Source organism: Vreelandella sp. 21, from assembly GCF_050995515.1.
Classification (GTDB): Bacteria; Pseudomonadota; Gammaproteobacteria; order Pseudomonadales; family Halomonadaceae; genus Vreelandella; species Vreelandella alkaliphila.
The window spans coordinates 574,002-588,202 of record NZ_CP194673.1 but is presented as its reverse complement, the minus strand read 5'-3'; the positions used below and the strand labels follow the sequence as shown (position 1 = coordinate 588,202).

Genomic DNA, 14,201 nt, shown 5'->3' with positions numbered 1-14,201 from the left:
TGATTTTAAAAGGTGTACGATGAAACCACGCACCACCCTAACGACCGCTGTCGCCACTGCCATGTTGTCACTGGCGTTGCCCGCCATAGCGGCTCCAGATCCCAATGATTGGGATGCCGTACTGCAAGCCGCCGAGGGTCAAACCGTTTACTGGAACGCCTGGGGCGGTGACAGTCGCACCAACCGATATATCGCTTGGGTGTCCGAGCAAATGCAGTCCACGTATGGCGTCGATGTAGAGCATGTGAAGTTAGACGACACAGGTAGTGCCGTTGCTCGAGTACTGGGTGAAAAGCAGGCTGGTAACATTGATGATGGCCGCATCGACCTGATCTGGATTAACGGCGAAAACTTCGCCGCCATGCGCGAACAGCACCTCTTATTTGGCCCCTTTGCCGAATCTCTGCCTAACTTCGCCTTGACTCACTCAGATGAAAACCCAGAAGTGGTTACCGACTTTACGTTGCCTACTGAAGGCTATGAGTCTCCATGGGGAAAAGCACAAATCACTTTCTACTACGACAGCGCTCAAACTGAAACGCCGCCGCAAAATATTGCGGATTTACTGGAGTGGGCCAAAGACAATCCTGGCCAATTCAGCTATCCACGTATTCCCGATTTCACCGGTAGCACCTTTTTAAAACAGGCGTTAATTGAATTATCTAATCAAGATGACGCCCTTTATGCGCCAGTGGTTGAAGCGGAGTTTGCGGAGATCACCGCGCCATTGTGGGATTATCTGGATGAGTTACACCCTTACCTGTGGCGCAGCGGCCGCAGTTTCCCGGAATCGGGCCCTAACCTGCGCGCATTGATGAGCGATGGCGAGCTCAGTTTAGCCTTCTCCTTCTACCCGACAGATGCCGCCGTCGCGGTGATGGAGTATGAACTTCCCGAGAGTGTGCGCAGCTATGTGCTGGAAGGCGGCACTCTAGGAAACGTTCACTTTGTCGCTATTCCCTATAATTCTCCCCATAAAGCAGGCGCAATGGCACTAGCCAACTTTCTGCTCTCACCTGAAGCCCAAGCCCAAAAGCAGTCGCTTAGTATGTGGGGCGATCGCACCGTATTGGCAGTCAGTCGGTTAGATGAAAACGACAAGGCGCTCTTCGAACAAGGTGAAAGCCATCCATCTGCGCTGCCTGCCGATGCACTTTCCAATACCCTGGCCGAACCTCACCCCAGTTGGATGACGGCGCTACAGGATGCGTGGCTTAAGCGTTATGGCGTTAATTAATTGATCCTGCGGCTAGCCTCTATACTGCTTATTGCACTTTTGGTTATTCCAGTAAGTGCGGGGCTTGGCATGGTGTTGTTGCCTGCCTTTGGCTATTTACCGGTGCTCGGAGGGGACACGTTCCATCTGGAAGCATGGCAAGCCCTATGGGCGCACGCTGGTCTCCACCGCTCCGTACTGCTGAGCTATTTTAGCGGTCTGATCACCGCCTTGGTGGCACTGTTTATCGTGGTGCTGTTTCTGGCGGCTAGCCAAGGCACCTGGATTGACCGTGCCATTCGGCGAATGGTCTCACCGCTACTGGCCATTCCCCATGCAGCCGTGGCCTTTGGCTTAGCCTTTCTGATTGCGCCCTCTGGGTTGCTGGTGCGCTGGGCGTCTCCTGGGCTCACTGGGTGGGAGCGCCCACCTGATCTGCTGATCGTCAACGACCCGCTAGGGCTGGCACTAATGGCGGGCCTGATACTCAAAGAAGTGCCCTTTTTGCTGTTGATGAGTTTAGCTGCGCTACCTCAGTTACGTCCTGAACAACGTGTCACCCTGGCCCGCTCGCTGGGCTACGCGCCCGGCATTGCTTGGCTGAAGTGCGTTTTCCCAGCGCTTTACCCACTGATTCGCTTGCCGGTTTATGCCGTCATTGCCTACGCCACCTCAGTGGTGGATATGGCGTTGATTCTTGGCCCCACTCTACCGCCAACGCTGAGTGTTTCGATTCTCACCTGGTTTAACGACCCCGACTTAAGCCGCCGCTTTATGGCCTCTGCCGGTGCTGTGCTGCAGTTCGGCGTTACCCTGGCGGCACTACTGACTTGGTGGCTTGGCGAACAAGGAATCAAACGTCTCTGCCAACGCTGGTTGGCCAACGGCTCGCGGGCATCAGGGGCAACGGCGATTGCGTTTGGCGGCCGTGCTTTGCTGCTAGCTGTCACTTTGTTAGCGATCAGTGCGCTGGCCGGGTTGGCACTGTTTTCAGTAGCGGGCTTTTGGCGCTTTCCGGATGCGCTACCGGGTACATTCACACTGGATCATTGGCAGCGCATTCTGCCCAGCGTGGCAACACCGCTGATCAATACGCTGAGTGTAGGGCTAACCGCGACGCTTATCGCCGCGGTACTAGTAGTGGCAACATTGGAGCATGCAGCGCGCCATCACTTACCTGCACTGCGTGCCCAATGGCTGCTTTACCTACCGCTAATTGTGCCTCAAGTGGCCTTTCTGTTTGGCTTAGTGGTCGCCGTTGAAAGCATTGCCATCCGCCCTCAGCACGCCTTGGTAGTGGCCGTTCATTTGTTGTTTGTGGTGCCGTATCTCTATTTATCGCTGTCAGAGTCCTACCGGCGGCTGGACCCACGCTGGGTACAGGTGGCACTGTCACTGGGTGTTCCCCCCTGGCGAGCTTTCTGGCAAGTGCGTCTGCCACTGTTATTGGCCCCGCTACTCACCGCCTGCGCAGTTAGCTTAGCCGTCAGTATTGGCCAGTATTTGCCAACACTGCTGCTGGGTGGTGGTCGCGTACCCACCATCACTACCGAAGCCGTTGCCATGGCGTCTGGCGGCAATCGCAGGCTAGTGGCGGTATTAGCGCTGTTGCAGGCGCTGCTGCCGTTTATTGGCTTTAGTCTGGCACTCATGATTCCCCGCCTTGTATGGGCAAAACGCCGCCAAATGCGAGGAGCTGCATGATCCCAAACCTTCAATCGTTGCACATCAAACAGATGACGATCACGCTGGCAGGCGAAGCACTGCTGGCAATGCACTGTGACATAGCGCCAGGCGAAGTATTAACTGTCATGGGCCCTTCCGGCTCGGGAAAGTCAACGCTACTGGCCTATCTAGCGGGCTTTTTGTCGCCTGCCTTTCAGGCTCAAGGTGAACTCTATCTGGGTGATAAACGTCTAGATACGCTGCCCGCCGAACAGCGTGGCATTGGCCTGCTGTTTCAGGACCCGATGCTATTTCCCCATTTAAGTGTGGCGGGGAATTGTCGCTTTGGCCTGCCACACCGTGCCAACGACAAACGCCAGCAAGTTGCCCAAGCGTTGAATCAAGTGGGGCTGGCGGGCTTTGAAAACCGCGATCCGGCGACTCTTTCCGGCGGCCAGCAAGCTAGGGTGGCGCTGATGCGCCTGCTGCTTTCACAGCCCCGTGCCGTGCTGCTGGATGAGCCGTTTTCCAAACTGGACACCGCACTGCGCCAGGAGATGCGTACGCTAGTGTTCGGCCAGCTTCGCGAAGCGGGCTTACCCACCCTGCTGGTCACCCATGATGAAGCCGATGCCAATGCCGCAGGAGGGCCGATCATTGCCCTTGGCTAGCCCAGATGCTGAATTGCCTAAGCTTAGCGTTGTGATCCCCATGCTGAATGAGGCCGCAGGGATTGAGACGGCGCTATCTGCGCTGCAGCCACTGCGGGAGAGTGGCGTGGAAATCATTGTAGTCGATGGAGGTAGTACCGATGAAAGCGTGGCGCTAGCCACCCCGCTAGCGGATACACTACTGACGAGTGCCCCTTGCCGAGCACGGCAGATGAACCTCGGCGCAGAACGCGCGCGCTCAGCGGCGCTGCTATTTTTACATGCTGATACCCGGCTTCCCGAAGGGGCCTGCAAGCTGATCTCCCAATCGCTGAGCACAAATTGCTGGGGGCGGTTTGATATTCACCTTGAGGGAAAAAGCCGCTGGCTGCCGCTCGTTAGCATTCTTATGAACCTACGCTCACGGCTAAGCGGTATCGCCACTGGCGATCAGGGCATGTTCTTACGCCGAGCGTCTTTTGAAGCGGTCGGCGGCTTTCCCGAACAACCGTTAATGGAAGATATTGAGTTAAGCAAGCGGCTGAAGGCACTTTCTCCCCCCGCCTGCCTACGCACCAAAGTGATAAGCTCAGGCAGGCGCTGGGATCAGTTCGGCGCCTGGAAAACTATTTGCCTGATGTGGCGGCTGCGTTATCGCTACTGGCGCGGTGTCAGCGCCACCCAACTGGCCAAGGAGTATCGCAATGCCCGTTAAGTCACCGGTGCTGCCCCATTTACATCTACTGGCCAAAGCGCCACTGCCTGGGCAGGCGAAAACGCGCTTAATTCCTTGCCTAGGGCCAGAAGGTGCGGCGCAAGCCCATGCCACCATGGTTCGCCACTGCGTTGCCACCGCCTGCCAAGCACTGGGATCGCAAAACGTCACACTATGGACTTCCTTAGAGCATCAGCATCCTTTGTTTGTGGAGCTGCAGTCCCACTACGGCATTTCGCTCGCCGCTCAACTTCAGGGCGATGTGGGAATGCGCGTACGTCATGCACTGAATAGCACTCAAGGTCCGTCGATGGTGATGGGCACTGATTGCCCTAGTATCACCGTTGCCATGCTTAGGCAGTGCAGTTCAGCGCTTAAAGACGTGCCAGTGGTGATTTTACCTGCCGAAGACGGCGGCTATGGGTTGATCGGCACTCATGACGATCATCCTAGCCTCTTTAAGAACATTCCTTGGGGAACCGAGCAAGTGCTCCAAGTCACTCGACAGCGGCTTGAAGCGCTGTCCTTGGAAGCCATCTTTCCCGACACCATGTGGGATATTGACCGCCCAGAAGACTGGCAGCGCTGGCAACAAACACTGAAGCACGCAAACAGCCTGTAAGGATTCCGCTCTTTACGTCACTGTTACTGAACGAATGTTCTGTTTCTACCACCACCTTGCCCCAACGGAGCCTGCCATGAACCGTCAGCGCCTGCTGATTATCACCCTGCTGCTACTGGCCGTGCTTGGCTTTTACGTAAGCGGTGCCCATACGTTCTTCACCTTGGAAACCCTGCAAACCTATCGCAGCGATTTCCAGGCTGCATTCCAGCAATCCCCTTGGCAGGTTGCGGGCATTTTCTTTGCGGTATATGTGGTTATGACGACACTATCGCTACCCGGCGCGACACTCCTCACACTGCTAGGTGGCGCACTGTTTGGCCTCGGTTGGGGGCTGTTAATTATCTCCTTTGCCAGCACCATCGGCGCAACGCTGGCCTTTTTACTTTCTCGATTCCTGTTTCGACAGCCGATTGAAAAGCGTTTTCCTCGCCAGTTCGATACGGTCAATCGTGGCGTTGATAAAGACGGCGCTTTTTATCTTTTCACCCTTCGCTTAGTACCGATATTTCCCTTCTTTATGATCAATCTGGTGATGGGCCTAACGCGGCTTAAAACAGTCACCTTTTATTGGGTAAGCCAGCTAGGCATGCTGCCCGGCACCGTGGTTTACGTGAATGCGGGCGGTCAATTGGGTGAACTTGAAAGCCTGGGCGGTATTATTTCTCCTGGGCTTTTGGCCTCGTTTGCGCTGCTGGCAGTGTTTCCTTGGATAGCTCGCCGTATTGCGCTACTAGTACAAAAGCGCAATGCCTATCGTGGTTTTAAGCGCCCATCCCGGTTTGATTACGACATTGTGGTCATCGGCGGCGGCTCGGCGGGTCTCGTCACTAGCTATATCGGCAGCGCGGTAAAAGCAAAAGTGGCGTTGGTGGAAAAACACAAAATGGGCGGCGACTGCCTGAATACCGGTTGCGTACCTTCAAAGGCGCTAATCCGCGCCGCCCGTGCTGCTCACGACGTGCGTACAGCAGATCGCTTTGGCGTTAACGCTGGCGAGCCGGAGATTGATTTTGCCAAGGTGATGGGGCACGTACACCAAGCCATTACTGATATTGAACCCCACGATAGTGTCGAGCGTTACACTAAACTGGGCGTTGAGGTGTATCAGGAACACGCCACCCTGACGTCTCCTTGGGAAATCAACATCGGTGATAAAACCCTGACCGCCCGCCATATTGTGCTAGCCACTGGCGCGCGCCCCCGAATACCACCGCTTCCCGGCATCGAGCATGCACCACTGCTCACCTCAGAAAACCTGTGGTCACTCACGGAGTTGCCTAAACGCTTGATCGTACTGGGCGGCGGAGCAATTGGCTGCGAGCTCAGCCAGAGTTTTGCCCGCCTGGGCAGTCAGGTCACGTTGGTGGAGGGTATTCCGCAGTTGCTAGGCCGAGAAGACCAAGACGTAGGCGAACACGTGGAGCGCACGCTCACCCAGGAAGGCGTTAACGTAATGACCGGCGCCAACGCCTTGGAAGTAAGCCAAGATGGCTCCGGCCATCAACTGGTGGTAGAGCACAATGGCCAGCGTACCACCATCGAATTTGATTATTTGCTCGTCAGCGTTGGCCGCCAAGCCAATCTTGAAGGGCTGGGTTTGGAAGCCCAGGGAATCACCACCACCAACACTGGCACGCTGGAACTCAACGAGCGTCTCCAAACTCGACTGCCCAACATTTGGGCCTGCGGCGACCTAGCAGGCCCCTACCAGCTCACACATGCCGCTGCCCATCAGGCGTGGCACGCAGCCGTCAATGCACTGTTTGGTGAATTAAAAAGCTTCGCTGTAGATTATCGTTTTATGCCTGCTGTCACCTATATTCAGCCGGAAGTAGCACGGGTCGGGCTCAACGAAAAAGAGGCCATCGCTAAAGGCGTGGCGTTTGAAGTCACCCGCTATGCCATGAGTGAAAGCGACCGCGCTATTGCAGAAGGCGCGACCGAAGGATTTATCAAGGTGCTTACCGTGCCCGGTAAAGACAAAATCCTTGGCGCGACCATCGTGGCTGAAAACGCCGGAGAATGGCTAGGAGAGTTCACCATCGCCATGAAGCATGGCCTGGGGCTTAACAAGCTATTGGGTACCATTCATCCCTATCCCACCCTTGGTGAAGCTGCCAAGGCCACCGCTGGCGTGTGGAAAAATGCCCACAAGCCCGAGCGTATTCTCACCCTATTGGAGCATTATTTCCGCTGGCGGCGTGGTGCGGAAAAATGATGTCCCCATGAAAAATCTCGTGCTGATTGGCGCGGGCCATGCCCATGCCTTCGTGCTGGAAGCCTTTGCTCAGCACCCAGATCCGTCAATCGCTATCACCGTGGTTAGCGACAGTGCCCTGTCAGCCTATTCTGGCAGCGTGCCAGCGTGGCTGGCAGGGGAATGCACGCTACGCGAAACACAGATTGATGTAGCGGCGCTATCTCAACGGGCAGGCGCTCACTTAATCACCTCGCCTGCGATGGCTATCGACCCCACTAAGCGCCTGCTAACGCTAGCAAACGGCGAGGCAATCCATTTTGATGTGGCCTCATTTAACGTGGGCTCTACGTTAAGGCTGCCTGAACAGCCGTTTCTCGACAAGCATGACGAACAAAGCCCCTACTTGTTGGCGATGCGCCCGCTTAGTTCACTGCATTACCGCTGGCAAGCGCTAAGAGAGAAAGTCGACCAGCTTCCCCGGGGGTCTACACAGCGGGTGGTAAGCGTAGGCGGAGGCGCGGCAGGCTGTGAAACCTTAATGAGTGTGCTGGCGCAGCTTCGTCAACAACGTTCAGATATTACTTGGCAAGGCGCGCTTGTCAGCGCATCAACAACACTGCTACCCGACGTAGGTTGGCTGCCCCGCTGGCTAACCCAACGCGCTCTGCGTCGAGCAGGCGTTACGGTGTTGCACGGTGTCCGCGGCCAGGCGCTAATAGCAGGTGGCGTCCAAACCTCTAAAGGCGAACTGATTGACGCGGATATCGTACTGTGGGCTACCGGCGCCATAGGCCAGCCTTGGCTGCAAGACACCGCTCTGCCGCTGAATCAGCGGGGATTCATCCAGGTGAATAAGACACTTGAGGTAGTGGGCCAGCCGGGGCTTTTTGCCGCGGGTGACTGTGCAGCGTTCAATCAACCACGGCACTCTTCTCCACTGTCCTCTTCTCCACTGCTCTCTTCTCCACTACCCAAGGCCGGAGTTTACGCCGTGCGCCAGGGGCCAGTGCTGGCGGAGAACCTGCGCGCCGCCTGCCACAATGAATCGCTGGTCAACTGGAAGCCACCAAAACGTGTCCTGGCCCTAATTGGTACTGGCGACAGCCATGCGATTGCCAGCAGAGGCGCCATCGGTTTCTCAGGCCGCTGGGTATGGGAATGGAAAAAGCGGATTGATGCGCGCTTTATTGCCCGCTTCAACCCGCCTTTTAAGCACTAGATAACTGCGATCAGATGCTAACTGAAGGCTTAGTTAGCTTCACGCCAGCCGCCTAGTACGCGGCTATCTGGTCCAAAAAACACCAGTCGATCATGATCGATGAGGTAGCGGTAGGCCGTATCGAGCATATCGGTTACCCGCTTGGCGTCTTCCATATTGGGGCAAGCCATGCGTGTCGAGGCGAGCTGGCTAAACTCGATACGTTGGTTCTCACCCAGTTCCACACTGCCGGTAAATCGGTTACAACCATCCGAGCCGCTCACGCTGCCGTCGCGTCCAATTTGAAAGAATGGCGTATCGGGTAAAGATACCCGCTCATCGGTACCTACTAATAATAAATTCCAACGCTGATCGACTATCGCGCCTGACAGCGACGCGCTTTCCGGCGCTGCCGTGCTCTCTTGCTCTGGTGTACTGCTACAGGCACTGATTAATAGTGCGGTAGCCACACCGGCTAGCATTGCTCCAAATTTGACCGTCACTGTCTCATGCTCCTTATTGACAAATTACCAGCTTCCGCTGTTATCCATTGACGCCCATGGCTCCTGAGGGGGCAACGCATCGCCTTTTTGCAGTAGCTCGACAGAAATACCGTCAGGCGACTTCACGAACGCCATATGCCCATCCCGCGGCGGGCGGTTAATGGTAACGCCGTTATCTTGAAGCTTTTTGCATAGCGCGTAAATATCGTCAACGCGATAGGCCAAATGCCCAAAGTTGCGCCCGCCGGTGAGCTCTTCTGGATCCCAGTTATAGGTTAGCTCAAGCTCTGGTGCCGTTAAGCGTTCTGAGCGCGCTTCATCTTCCGGCGCGGCGAGAAAGACCAGCGTAAAACGGCCCTTTTCATTTTCTTTGCGACGCACTTCTTTCAACCCTAAAAGATCGCAGTAAAAATTCAGCGATGCACCTAAGTCGCTTACCCTTACCATAGTGTGCAAAAACTGCATGTCATTCTCCCTCCATCATTACTGGGTATATTCGCTAAAGATAGCGGGGGTGCTGTCGTTGCGGGTCCAGCTGAGAACAGCGTAATCATCAACTCGGCCGGTTTCCATGCCCGGAGAACCATGCGGCATACCTGGCACAGTTAACCCGATAACGTTTGGCTGTTCTTCTAGCAGTCGCTTAATATCTGCAGCGGGTACATGACCTTCTATCACGTAACCATCAACGATGGCTGTGTGGCAAGATGCTAGTTCTGAGGGAACGTTATTGGCTACTTTGACTGACCGAAGGTCGCCGTCACGATGATGGTTTACAGCAAACCCGGCTTCCTCAAGATGGCTTACCCATGTACTACAGCAGCCACAGTTAGGATCGCTATGCACATCAATCGTAGGCGCTGCCAAAGCGCTTAGCGAATAGGCAGCAAGAAGGCTGCCCACCAGACCTTTAACTAGACGATTTCGTGACATTTAAAAACCCTCTTCACCGACATGTACAATAATACCTAGCTTACTTGGAATACGGGGCCACCCCAAGGAGACCTACGTGGATTCAGTCACACAAGCAGCCCTTGGGGCCGCCATAGGTGGTGCAATATTAGGTAAACGACTGGGTCGCAAAGCCATATTGATGGGTGCACTGCTCGGCACGCTGCCCGATCTAGACGTGATGCTTGATTATGGCGATGCAGTGGCTAATGTGACTGAGCACCGCGGTTTTAGCCACTCCCTATTTGTGCTGACTGGCTTAGCTACGATATTGGCACTGCTGTGCCAGCGTTTCATACCTGCTCGTGATATCAGCCTAGGGAGATGGTGGTGTTTTTTCGTTCTCTGTCTGACAACCCACCCGCTGCTGGATTCATTGACCACCTATGGCACTCAGCTGTTCTGGCCACTGGATATGCCACCCGTAGCGTGGCCTATCGTGTTTATTATCGATCCTTTTTACACCCTACCGCTGCTGGTTGCGTTAACCATCGCCATTGCCGCCAAAAAAGTGCGCAGAGCTTGTACAGTTGGCTTAGTGGTCTCCAGTGTATATTTGTTGCTGGCGGCAGGCGCGAAATGGAGCGTTGAACAACGCTTAACCCCAGCACTAGCGGACGCTGGCTTACAGGCAGCGCCGATATTAATTCAACCAACGCCGTTTAATATTGCACTGTGGCGCGCAACGGTTATTGACGGAGATCGCTATTTTGAGAGTTTGATCAGCGTATTTGATAGTCAGGACGCACCAACGCTTGAAGCTATAAAGCGCAACGTCGTACTTGAGGAGAGCGTGCTAGCCAGCCCACTTGGCCAACGGCTGACATGGTTTACTGGCCCCTTTCTACGCTATGACACGCTGTTGATCGATGGTCAGGAAACGCTAATCGCCACCGATATTCGCCTTGGCTTTCCAGGCTTTCATCCGTTCAGTTTCACCCTGGCAACGTGGAGAGATGGTTCTTGGCACCCTGCCGACATAAGCGAGCAACTAGAAACCTCCCAAGAGCCCAGACTGGAAATACTTTCAAGGCTCGCTGCCAGGGCTATCGGTGATAACACCGCACTGTGTGCCAGCGACTTTATTGAAGCACAATGGCGTGCCGAGCCTTTCCTTTACCGTTGCTGACACACCAATGGATTCAAAAGACCGTGCCAACTAGGGAGCGATGCCCTGACCACAGCCTTTGTACTGTTCCCCGCCGATGGTCAATGTGACTCGAGCGGGATACGGCTGGCCTTTCATGTCATCAAAACAGGCTCCCGACTCAATGCGTACGCGGAAAAACTCCTCTGCGTAGGCATTTTCAATCACCACTCTGCCCGCCTCATTGTCCATGACGCTTACCATATAGGGCATCGTTTGCGTCTCGCTGCCGTAGTTCGTTGTCCAGGTCATCACCGGCGCGTCATGAGCAAGCTCAATCGACCAGCCCGGCTCATTGCCACGCCCTAGAAACATCACGCCAGGATGATCCGCGCGGGTTGCTGCGACTCGACGCTGCCCCTGTTGGCATTGCAACTGACCACGCGGTGTTTCAACCTGCGCTTGATCGCCACGATTCCAGAAGCTGATCTCACCATCTTGATAGCGCGCACCGCTTGCCACAATCGCTTCCGGTAAACGCCAGACACCATGTAGTGACCAAAGGCGCAGGTTATCGTCGTTCACCGCGGTGACCAAGTTCTGGTTTGCGGGCTGGCACTCCCAAGCGTCAAAATGGGCCGCGCTGCCTGGAAATAGCGTAGCAGGCAGTAGCGGTGCACTGCTGTGTACGGTTGTTTTGGACACTCCAGCAGCAGAATTAGCAGGCGTTGTCCCAGTACTTGCACAGCCCGTCAATGCAAACGTGGCCGTTAACGCAATCAAACCGGTTAACCGATTAGGTGAGTAAGTCATGCATTCTGCTCCCTGTTGTCATCACTGTTGTTACCGTTACCGCTATCATTACCGCTATCGATGTTATGCCTTTGATCATCATAGGCACTGTCAATGGCGTCTAGTTAACGTTCGGCGTCGTTCTTTTTAATTAATAAATTTCACTTCAGTTAGCGACGCTTAAATGCTTTTAAGTCCTGCGGGTCAAAACTGTCAACCTGGGCTGGCAGCCCCAGCTCTTCACGCTTTAACTTTATCTGCATTTTTTCAGCTAGGCGTTCAGAATCATCATCGGTAGTACGACCGTTAAGTTCCGCGAGCTGCGTCATGCCTTGATGGTAAAACGTCACAATATCCAACGCTATACGATTATCTTCCTCCACGCCGCGGCGCAGTGGTTGCAGGTAGCCACTAATCTGAGAAAGGTGGTGTTTGAGCTGCCATACGTAGCGCATTTCAGCCATCCATGGGCGATCTTTGAGCACCGCAAACAATACGCTGGTGGCCAACAAACCAAGGAAGACCCCCAGCCCATTGAGCCATAAGGTGCTGCCAAAAGCGGAAGTTAAAAGCATTGAGAACAGTAACCCGAAGACAATTAATTGCCCTGCCATGGCAATACTGATCATTCGTGCCTTGCGCTGGTAACTACTGGGATTATGCTGCTCAAGGGTGAAAACCATGGCCAACCTCATCATAAAAAGTAGTCTCTTATGATACGGGGCTGGCCAGGGCAAACAAGAGATTATCCAACTGCTGGAAGATGGCTGGGTTAACTCATTCGCTCAGCAGCGGTTTTTAGCAATCGTTCCGTGGTTTCCCAACTCACACAGGCATCGGTCACCGATACGCCGTAGCGCATCGCGTTAGGCGACAGCGCTTGCTTACCTTCAAACAAGTGACTTTCGAGCATTAGCGCCACCAAGTTGACATCGCCTGCCTTGCGCTGTGCCAACACGTCGAGCAGCACTTCGCTTTGGCGTCGGTGATCTTTGCGCGCATTGGCGTGACTGCAGTCCACCATTAAGCGAGGGTTCTGCCCAGCATCTCGTAAGATATTCACCGCCGCTCGCACATGATGCGCCTGGTAGTTTGGCTCGCCATGACCACCTCGTAACACCACATGCGTATTGGGGTTACCAGCCGTTTCCTGCATGATCGGGCGCCCTTCATTATCCATGGCGAAACGCTGGTGGGAATGAGCCGCTGCCTGCATAGCATCAATGGCAACCTGAACGTCGCCGCTCGTCGCATTTTTGAACCCCACTGCTGCCGCAAGATCACTTGCCAGCTCTCGGTGTAACTGCGACTCAGTGGTACGAGCACCAATGGCGACCCAGCTCAGCAGATCATCTAAGTAGGGGGCTAGCATTGGCTGTAAAAGCTCTGTGGCCACCGGTAAGCCGCGCGAGGCAACCGCGTGCATAAGCTCACGAGAGAGGGTGATGCCTTTTGACATATCACCACTGCCATCTAGCCCAGGGTCGTATGCCAAACCTTTCCAACCCACGGTGGTACGCGGCTTTTCTACGTAAACACGCATTACCGGTAATAGTTGCTCGCTAACTTCTTCGCTTAGCGCAGCCAACCGATCGGCATACTCTAACGCTGCCTCTGGATCGTGGACGGAACAGGGGCCGACAACCACTAATAAGCGCTTATCTTGACCATTCAGGATGCGCTGAACCGCTTGGCGCTGATGGGCAATTTGCTCACCCAGTTGGCTATTGATAGCGACACTGCGGCGTAGCTCTGCTGGCAAAGGCAATGGCTGCGATGAGCTTGAGGAGCCGTTCGTTAATGACGCTAGGTTTGACAAGGTTGTGCAAGCAGGGCTGACATGGGCATTCATAACTTAACTCTCCGGAAGCGTGTGACATCGTGATAACAACAACTTGCCACCCTGGCTTGCACGGTCGGAGGTGGCAGCTTGCACCGACCGCGCGTCGCTAAATCGCCAGCCATAGCCATAACCGATATAGTTGGCAATATTGGCGAGCAGATTAGCGAGAGAGTTTGCGCGGTACATCATGATGCAGCTCCTTGATGAAATGTCTGTGAAACCCGAATAGTTAAACCAAATAAACCGTTAAAACGAAAGAAGCCTCGGTTGGGCTACCAACCGAGGCTTCTTTGCATGCGGCAGGCAACCTAGTCGGTGTGCCTGATGACGCGACGCTACTGGTCGGCCAGGGGCACACCGTGGCTAAACCAATAGGCAGCATAAAAGAACGCAGCAACACACGCCCAAGCACTCGCCGCCGATATCGGCCTTGCTTGTGTGTGGCAAGTGCATTGTGCTGTGTGCATGGCTACATCCTAATTTATAAGTCTAATTCACGTTGCGCATCGCAAACGATGACATCTAAGTGTTTAATCCTGCCTGCATAGGAGCAAAATGGCAACCTTCAGCCGCCAAACGCTTGTATCCAACCAATCGTTGCGGGCAGTGCACTCATGCCAACCAGAACCACAACGCCGAGCACAATAGAAAGTAAACCTGATTCATCTTTGAAGTTGTCGTCATGGTGGGCCATGAAAGCCTCCTTTTTTATCGGTATCGGTTATCGGCACATGCCGTGCGTCAGTTATCGGCCGA

Annotated in this window: 16 protein-coding genes; 8 read left to right on the top strand and 8 right to left on the bottom strand. The window is 54.6% G+C overall.

The genetic code is table 11. From position 1 onward, the window contains the following. Positions 1-19 precede the first annotated feature (19 nt). The 7 genes from ACN06F_RS02760 to ACN06F_RS02730 all read left to right on the top strand — a co-directional run bounded on the left by ACN06F_RS02760 (position 20) and on the right by ACN06F_RS02730 (position 8,290). Positions 20-1,237 (top strand): ABC transporter substrate-binding protein, encoded by a 1,218-nt coding sequence (locus ACN06F_RS02760; RefSeq protein ID WP_433924611.1) that lies wholly within the window; start codon positions 20-22, stop codon positions 1,235-1,237. Next, positions 1,238-2,920, top strand: coding sequence for an ABC transporter permease (locus ACN06F_RS02755; RefSeq protein WP_433924610.1), 1,683 nt, complete (start codon positions 1,238-1,240; stop codon positions 2,918-2,920). After that, entirely contained in the window at positions 2,917-3,552 is a 636-nt protein-coding gene (locus tag ACN06F_RS02750; RefSeq protein ID WP_038481258.1) for an ATP-binding cassette domain-containing protein, read from the top strand. Before ACN06F_RS02755 ends, ACN06F_RS02750 begins: the two co-directional genes overlap by 4 nt. Beyond that, positions 3,518-4,246 carry a TIGR04283 family arsenosugar biosynthesis glycosyltransferase gene (locus tag ACN06F_RS02745; protein WP_084183772.1) on the top strand — a complete coding sequence of 243 codons (729 nt, stop codon included), beginning with the start codon at positions 3,518-3,520 and terminating at the stop codon, positions 4,244-4,246. The genes ACN06F_RS02750 and ACN06F_RS02745 overlap by 35 nt, the downstream gene beginning before the upstream one ends. Next, positions 4,236-4,868 carry a TIGR04282 family arsenosugar biosynthesis glycosyltransferase gene (locus ACN06F_RS02740; protein ID WP_433924609.1) on the top strand — a complete coding sequence of 211 codons (633 nt, stop codon included), beginning with the start codon at positions 4,236-4,238 and terminating at the stop codon, positions 4,866-4,868. Before ACN06F_RS02745 ends, ACN06F_RS02740 begins: the two co-directional genes overlap by 11 nt. Positions 4,869-4,944: 76 nt before the next feature. Next, a complete protein-coding gene (locus tag ACN06F_RS02735) occupies positions 4,945-7,089 on the top strand; it encodes an FAD-dependent oxidoreductase (protein ID WP_433924608.1) in 2,145 nt (714 codons plus the stop codon). A 7-nt stretch (positions 7,090-7,096) separates the two neighbouring features. Beyond that, complete coding sequence (locus ACN06F_RS02730; RefSeq protein ID WP_198348654.1) at positions 7,097-8,290, top strand: FAD-dependent oxidoreductase; 1,194 nt, start codon at positions 7,097-7,099, stop codon at positions 8,288-8,290. Between the two features lie 29 nt (positions 8,291-8,319). Here the strand turns inward: ACN06F_RS02730 and ACN06F_RS02725 are convergent, their stop codons facing one another. Genes ACN06F_RS02725 through ACN06F_RS02715 form a run of 3 tightly spaced genes read right to left on the bottom strand, consistent with a single transcriptional unit; the run spans position 8,320 to position 9,705 of the window. Then, a complete protein-coding gene (locus tag ACN06F_RS02725; RefSeq protein WP_198348703.1) occupies positions 8,320-8,751 on the bottom strand; it encodes an META domain-containing protein in 432 nt (143 codons plus the stop codon). A 45-nt stretch (positions 8,752-8,796) separates the two neighbouring features. Next, positions 8,797-9,237: a VOC family protein gene (locus ACN06F_RS02720; RefSeq protein ID WP_120385794.1), complete on the bottom strand. Its 441-nt coding sequence runs from the start codon at positions 9,235-9,237 to the stop codon at positions 8,797-8,799. Positions 9,238-9,255: 18 nt separating this feature from the next. Next, positions 9,256-9,705 (bottom strand): DUF411 domain-containing protein, encoded by a 450-nt coding sequence (locus tag ACN06F_RS02715; RefSeq protein WP_120385795.1) that lies wholly within the window; start codon positions 9,703-9,705, stop codon positions 9,256-9,258. Between the two features lie 76 nt (positions 9,706-9,781). Between ACN06F_RS02715 and ACN06F_RS02710 the strand changes: the two genes are divergently transcribed. Beyond that, positions 9,782-10,852 (top strand): metal-dependent hydrolase, encoded by a 1,071-nt coding sequence (locus ACN06F_RS02710; RefSeq protein ID WP_433924607.1) that lies wholly within the window; start codon positions 9,782-9,784, stop codon positions 10,850-10,852. Positions 10,853-10,882: 30 nt separating this feature from the next. Here ACN06F_RS02710 and ACN06F_RS02705 read toward each other — a convergent pair whose 3' ends face one another. The 5 genes from ACN06F_RS02705 to ACN06F_RS02685 form a co-directional block, all read right to left on the bottom strand. Next, positions 10,883-11,623, bottom strand: coding sequence for an MliC family protein (locus ACN06F_RS02705; protein WP_433924606.1), 741 nt, complete (start codon positions 11,621-11,623; stop codon positions 10,883-10,885). Positions 11,624-11,772: 149 nt separating this feature from the next. Further along, entirely contained in the window at positions 11,773-12,285 is a 513-nt protein-coding gene (locus ACN06F_RS02700; RefSeq protein ID WP_433924605.1) for a DUF3087 family protein, read from the bottom strand. Positions 12,286-12,374: 89 nt separating this feature from the next. After that, positions 12,375-13,454 (bottom strand): 3-deoxy-7-phosphoheptulonate synthase, encoded by a 1,080-nt coding sequence (locus tag ACN06F_RS02695; protein WP_232482732.1) that lies wholly within the window; start codon positions 13,452-13,454, stop codon positions 12,375-12,377. Between the two features lie 3 nt (positions 13,455-13,457). Beyond that, on the bottom strand, positions 13,458-13,634 hold the full coding sequence (locus tag ACN06F_RS02690; RefSeq protein ID WP_167457095.1) for a hypothetical protein: 177 nt from the start codon (positions 13,632-13,634) through the stop codon (positions 13,458-13,460). A gap of 376 nt (positions 13,635-14,010) precedes the next feature. After that, positions 14,011-14,139: a hypothetical protein gene (locus ACN06F_RS02685; RefSeq protein WP_267900578.1), complete on the bottom strand. Its 129-nt coding sequence runs from the start codon at positions 14,137-14,139 to the stop codon at positions 14,011-14,013. Between the last annotated feature and the right edge of the window lie 62 nt (positions 14,140-14,201).